This window comes from Bradyrhizobium sp. Gha (assembly GCF_900113735.1).
Lineage (GTDB): Bacteria > Pseudomonadota > Alphaproteobacteria > Rhizobiales > Xanthobacteraceae > Bradyrhizobium.
In genome coordinates, this window is the sequence record NZ_FOQM01000081.1 from 1 (window position 1) to 6,003 (window position 6,003).

The window sequence follows — 6,003 nt, forward strand, 5'->3', positions numbered from 1 at the left end:
GCAGCATTCCGATCGAAGCCCACCAGCAGATGCTGGAGCTCTTAAAGGAGCTTCTGGCCGAAGCGTTCACCGACAGCGCGGCCGAGACATGCAACGTGAGCGGGGAGGACAGCGGTGAGCAAGATCACGCCTGAGCACCTTACTCGCCAGGCCGTCGTCTACATTCGTCAGTCGACGGCCGACCAGGTTATCAACAACAAAGAGAGCCAGCGCCGCCAGTACGGCTTGGCCGACCGTGCGCGCCAGCTGGGCTGGAGCGAGGTGATCGTAATCGATGATGATCTCGGTCGCTCTGGTAGCGGCACCGCGCGTCCTGGGTTCGAGAAGCTGCTCGCGGCGATTTGCGAAGGGCGAGTTGGCGCTGTGGTCTCGATTGAGGCCTCTCGGCTGGCCCGCAACGGCAGGGATTGGCATACGCTCCTGGAGTTCTGCGGGCTCGTTGGAACGCTGATCGTCGATGAGGATGGCATCTACGATCCGCGCCATCCCAATGATCGCCTTCTGCTCGGCATGAAGGGCACAATGAGCGAGATGGAGCTGTCGATCTTTCGGCAGCGCTCGTTTGAGGCCTTGAAGCAAAAGGCGCGCAGGGGCGAGCTCTTCCTCAACGTTGCCATCGGCTATATTAAAGTCTCCCACGATCAGATCGAGAAGGACCCTGATCGACGCATTCAGGAGGCGCTCGCACTCGTGTTCGCCAAGTTCGCCGAGATGCAGACGCTGCGCCAGGTTCACCTATGGTTACGGCAAGAGCGAATCGCCTTGCCTGCAGTCAGCAGTGGCCCCGAGGGACGTCGCGTCGAGTGGAAGTTACCCGTCTACAACACGATCCGCCACATTCTGACCAATCCGATCTATGCTGGCGCCTATGTCTTCGGGCGTTCTGGCAGTCGGGTGACAATCGAGGCCGGCCGCAAGAGAATCGTGCGGGGCTTCCGCCGGGAGCGCAGCAACTGGGAGGTTTTGATCAAGGACCACCATGAGAGCTACATTACGTGGGCGGAGTTCGAGAGGAATCAGCGCTTGATCACCGATAACGCCAATGGGAAGAGTTTCATGAGTCGTGGCTCGGTCCGCTGCGGTGAGGCCCTTCTTGCAGGGCTCCTTCGTTGCGGCCACTGCGGTCGTAAACTTCACGTTGCTTACAGCGGCACGCACAGTAACGTCGGGCGCTATCATTGCCGCGGTAGCCAGATCAATCATGGCGGAGAGCCATGCATCTCATTCGGCGGCCTGCGTGTGGATGCCGCAATCAGCGTCGAAGTCATCGAGCGCCTGCAGCCGCTCGGAGTCCAGGCTGCGTTGTCTGCCATGGAGGACCGCGGCCGGGAGCACGCCGAGAAGCTGCATCAACTTGAACTTTCTCTTGAGCAAGCGCGCTATGAGGCCACTCGGGCTCGTCGGCGATATGAGGCTGTCGATTCCGACAATCGCCTGGTCGCCGGCGAGCTGGAGCGACGTTGGAATGAACGCCTGCTGGCCGTCCGCGGGCTCGAGGAAGAGCGCGGTGCACTGTTGGCCAAGCCGGAGAGTCCTCTGAGCGAGGCGGATCGCGAGCGGTTGCTTGCGCTTGGCTCCGATTTGGAGCGGGCCTGGAACAGTCCTGGGGCGACGCCTGCCACGCGCAAGCGCATCATCCGAACCTTAATCCACGAAATCGTTGTACGCGTCGGCGATGCGGCAATTGAGCTTGTGATCCACTGGCAGGGCGGCGATCACACAGCGCTAGAGACCAGAAAGAACCGCACGGGCCAACACCGCTGGAGCACATCCGCAGACGTCATCGATCTCGTGCGTGTTCTGGCACGCCAGATGCCCGACGGCACGATCGCGGCGGTCCTCAACCGAGCGGGCAAGTCGACGGGGCACGGTAACAGCTGGACCCGCGCCCGCGTTCGTCACTTGCGCAACCAGCAAGCTATCGCACCCTACCGGGAAGGCGAACGCATGGAGAGAGGAGAAATGACTCTGGATGAAGCCGCCGCTGCGTTGAAGGTCAGCCCATCGACGGTTCGCCGCCTGATCGCGGAGCGAAGCTTGCCCGCGCACCAGCTGTGCAAGGGCGCACCCTGGGTGATCAAGGCGCCTGATCTGGAGCACCCCGAGGTCAGGAACGCCGCGCAGGCGCGGCGCTTCCGGCGCCCGTCGTCTGGCGATCTCCGCCAAAGAGAGCTTGAACTATAATGGCATAGCGAGGTGGGCAGTATGAATCGGACTCGGGCGGGCCGAACAACAGCAAATTGGCGCCCTTGCCCAGCCAGCTGTCACCGGCGGCGAGCGCCATCACCTGCGCCTTTGAGATCATCGGCACGGCTTCGAAGTCGAAGCTGTCGAAGGTCTTTCCGGCGGGCAAACGTGCTTCGACAAGGTGTCGTTCGATCCGACGGCGGCCGCGTTCGGCGATCTCGTGCTCGGCGATGGTCGCGAGGAAGCGGCCGGCCGGCCAGCCTTCCTTGTCGGACTGTTCGGCAAATTGAGCCCACAGCACCTTGATGGCAGGCAGCCGGAGCTCATTGAGCAACAGATTGAGGCGCGCGGCATCAACCGTGTTCGTTACGCTCATGCGGCACCTCCGGTCTCGGCGGTACCGATGAGGCATTCGTAGGTCGCAAGCGGCACGAGCTGCACCACGACGTTCGGCAGGTTGGCGGGATAGGGGGCGAAGTGAGCACGTAGCCGGTTGAGGTCGGGCAGTCGGCCGGCGTCGAGGTCGGCGGTGAGCTGATCGGCGAGTTCGGCCTCGCAGCCGCGGTCATGAGCGAGCGCGAGGAGGTCGACCATGATCCGGCAGGCTTTTTTGTCCGGCAAGCGTTCGCGCAGGCGATCGAAGGTCTTCCGATAGGCATCGCGCGGGAACAGCCGATCTCGGTAGACGAGATTGAGAAGCGCCATCGGCTTGCGCCGCAGGGAATGGATCACGTGCCGATAATCGACGACCTGATCGTACTTGCCATTGGGATGCGGTCGCCCGCGCGGCAAGGTCAGGAGGTGCTTGCCGCCAACGAACACGTCGAGGTGATCGTCGTAGAGCCGCGCCCGCAGCCGGTGACCGATCAGGCGCGATGGCACGGTGTAGAACACCTTGCGCAGGGTGAAGCCGCCGGACGACGTCACACGGACGATCACCTCTTCGTAGTCGGAGGTGCGGCGATCGGGCAGCTCCTGCAACACCGCGCGTTCGCTATCGATCCGCTTCGCGATGCGGGCATTGCGGCGGCTGATGATCTCGTCGACGAAGCCGCGATAGGTGGCAAGATCGTCGAAGTCGGCAGTTCCGCGCAGCAGCAAGGCGTCCGCGATTGTTCGCTTGAGATGACCGTGGGGCCCTTCGATCGAGCCGTTCTCATGGGCAACTCCACGATTGTTGCGAGAGGGCTGCATGCCGTAATGGGCGCAAAGGGCCTCGTATCGTCGCGTCAGATCGTCCCGTGCATCCCGGTCGAGATTGCAGAATGCGGCCGATAGGCTGTCGGTCCGATGCTCCCGCGGCGCCCCACCGAGCGACCAGAGGGCATTCTGCAGGCCTTCGGCCAGGGCAACGAAGCTCTCGCCGCCAAGCACGACGTGGGCGTGCTCGAACCCGCAATAGGCCAAACGGAAGTGATAGAGACGATGATCCAGCGGTACGCCCGCGATCGTAACACCCAACTCCCCTGTGTCTGTGAAGTCGGAGAGGCCGAGCTGGCCAGGCTCGTGGGTTTGGCGGAAGATCACCTCCTGCTCCTCGCCGTGGATCGCCCGCCAGGCACGGATACGGCGTTCCAGGGTACGACGGATACCGATGCCGAGATCAGGATGACGCCGTAGCATCTCCTCGAACACCGCCACCGGGCGTAAGCCAGGTGCCGCCTTCAGGATCGGGACGATCTCGGTCTCGAACACGTGGCTCAACGGGTCCGGTCGTCGCCGGCCGCGGGGAGCCTTCCTTTGCGATGGAAATCGGGGGTCTCTCTCGATCCGATAGGCGGTCGACGCACTGAATGACGCCTTGGCCGCCGCCACTGGCGGGCTATCGATCTGACGGTACTTCATGTAGAGCCTCATCTGGTGATCTGTGATGTGTCGGCCGGGCAAGCGAGTGATTCCTCTTGGCGGAAGAACCACTTGCATAACCTGCCGGCCGCGATCACCAGTCGGCGCGGTCCACTCTCGGATCGCGCCGACGCTGGGCTCGTAACTCCGGTCGGGCTACGCCCTCCCTACGTCACGAGCCCAGCGAAACTCTCTCACCTTGATTGACGCTGCCTTCCATCCTGATCGCCGCGCGACACGAGAGAAGTCGCCGACTTCAGCAACCACCGTCACGGCAACGATGAAGGCGACGCCGCGCATGGCCTGCACGGCCTCAACGAATGGCGTCATCGACCATTGTGGCGCCAGCTCCTCGATCCGCTTGGTCAAGCAGTCCACGCGGGCCTCAGCGTCGGTCACGGCATGAATGTAGTCCTGCAGAACGATTTGGCTCGCCGGGTGATCAAAGCGCACCGTGGTGAGCCAGCGACGATAAGCCAGAGTCCACCCCTTCTTCCCGGCATAGATGCGCCCATGTCGCAGCAGGAAGCCTTGGAGATGTTGCCGTGCCTTGCCGAGCACACGCATCGCCGTGGCGCGGGCTCTCACCAAGTCGCGCATTGCCTCATGCGCCGCATCCGGAACCCACACCGCCGTCAGCTCGCCGTTCCGGTGCAACTTGGCCAGCATCGCCGCGTCGCGCCGATCCGTCTTGACCCGATCCCCAGCCTTCATCGGGATCAGCGAGGGGGCCACCACGATGCAGTTGTGCCCTAGTCCCGTCAGTTGGCGAAGGCCATATCCGCAGGGTCCGGCCTCGTAGCAAAAGCTTACCTGCCGGCCACCCTTGCCAAGCTTCTTCGCCAGCTTGGCGATTTGATCAGCGCGATTAGGGATGATCCCCAAGTTACGAACTTCCCCGCCGCGCATCCCTTCGGCCACTGCAGCCGAAATCGTCGCCTTGTGCACATCCAGCCCCACGAAAATGCTATCGTTCATCAGGCCCGCTCCCCATGCTTGAGGCTCGGCGTCGGACCATCCGGCGCAACCCTCGATAGGAGCTTGCCGCGGGGCGGGCCGCCCGTCACCTCAGAAGGCGAACATAGGGTCTAGCGGTGTCCGGGCGAAACGGGGGGCAGTTCATCGGAGACCAAGCGTCTGAAGACGCTGGAGCACGAGAACGCGCAGCTGAAGCGCCGTTCGTTCATCCCGTTGGCATTCACGAGTTGGGCGACATCTTTCCGCTTGGCCGCGGCAGTGTGTTCAACCAATCCCGGGGCATAACTGCGGTGACCTTGCCCCCAAGTTTTATCCAGTCCTGAGTTCGCCCCGGCTGTTGGATTTACCCGAATGGGCGGTGGTAGCGACGGGAGCTGGTGCGGAGCCATCGGCGTAGCGCAGCGCCAGATCCCGTCGCGGGTTGCAGGTGAAGGCGAACTCCGATGGTGTTTTCCATCCGAGTTGCGAGTGGGGTCGCGTATCGTTGTAGTCGACCCGCCAATGTCTGAGTTCGGCCCGGGCCTGGGCCAGCGAAGTGAACAGCGTCTCGTTCAGCAATTCGTCCCGGAGACGGCCATTGAAGCTTTCGATGAAGGCATTCTGAGTCGGCTTGCCGGGCGCGATGTAATGCTAGGCGACGCGGCTCTGATCGGGCCATGTCAGGATGGCGTTGCTGGTCAATTCGGCGCCGTTGTCGCTGACCACCATTTTGGGCTTGCCACGCTCGATGATCAGCCGGTCCAGCTCCCGCGCCACCCGGGAGCCCGACAGCGAGGTGTCGGCCACCAACGCCAGGCATTCGCGGGTGCACTCGTCGACCACGGTCAGGATGCGGAAGCGGCGGCCATCGGTGAGCTGATCCGAGACGAAGTCGAGCGACCAGCGGTCATTCGGCGCTATCGGCACCACCATCGGCGCCCTGGTCCCGAGCGCCCGTTTGCGGCCACCACGGCGACGGACCGCGAGCCTCTCTTCCCGATAGAGCCGGAACAG

2 protein-coding genes and 3 pseudogenes are annotated in these 6,003 nt (G+C 63.1%); 1 reads left to right on the top strand and 4 read right to left on the bottom strand.

Annotation, left to right across the window (positions count from 1 at the left end; genetic code table 11):
- Nucleotides 1-114 precede the first annotated feature (114 nt).
- Complete coding sequence (locus BM222_RS40755) at nt 115-2,184, top strand: recombinase family protein (RefSeq protein ID WP_143106211.1); 2,070 nt, start codon at nt 115-117, stop codon at nt 2,182-2,184.
- A gap of 34 nt (nt 2,185-2,218) precedes the next feature.
- Here BM222_RS40755 and BM222_RS39495 read toward each other — a convergent pair.
- The 4 genes and pseudogenes from BM222_RS39495 to BM222_RS39510 all read right to left on the bottom strand — a co-directional run.
- Nucleotides 2,219-2,563, bottom strand: a pseudogene (locus BM222_RS39495) (ATP-binding protein); the annotation flags it as partial.
- The gene (istA, locus tag BM222_RS39500; RefSeq protein ID WP_502691005.1) at nt 2,560-4,074 is read right to left on the bottom strand and encodes an IS21 family transposase; all 1,515 of its coding nucleotides are present in this window, start codon (nt 4,072-4,074) and stop codon (nt 2,560-2,562) included. The gene istA and the pseudogene BM222_RS39495, both read right to left, overlap by 4 nt.
- A 195-nt stretch (nt 4,075-4,269) precedes the next feature.
- Nucleotides 4,270-5,010, bottom strand: a pseudogene (locus BM222_RS39505) (IS110 family RNA-guided transposase); the annotation flags it as partial.
- Between the two features lie 309 nt (nt 5,011-5,319).
- A pseudogene (locus tag BM222_RS39510) lies at nt 5,320-6,003 on the bottom strand (IS3 family transposase); the annotation flags it as partial.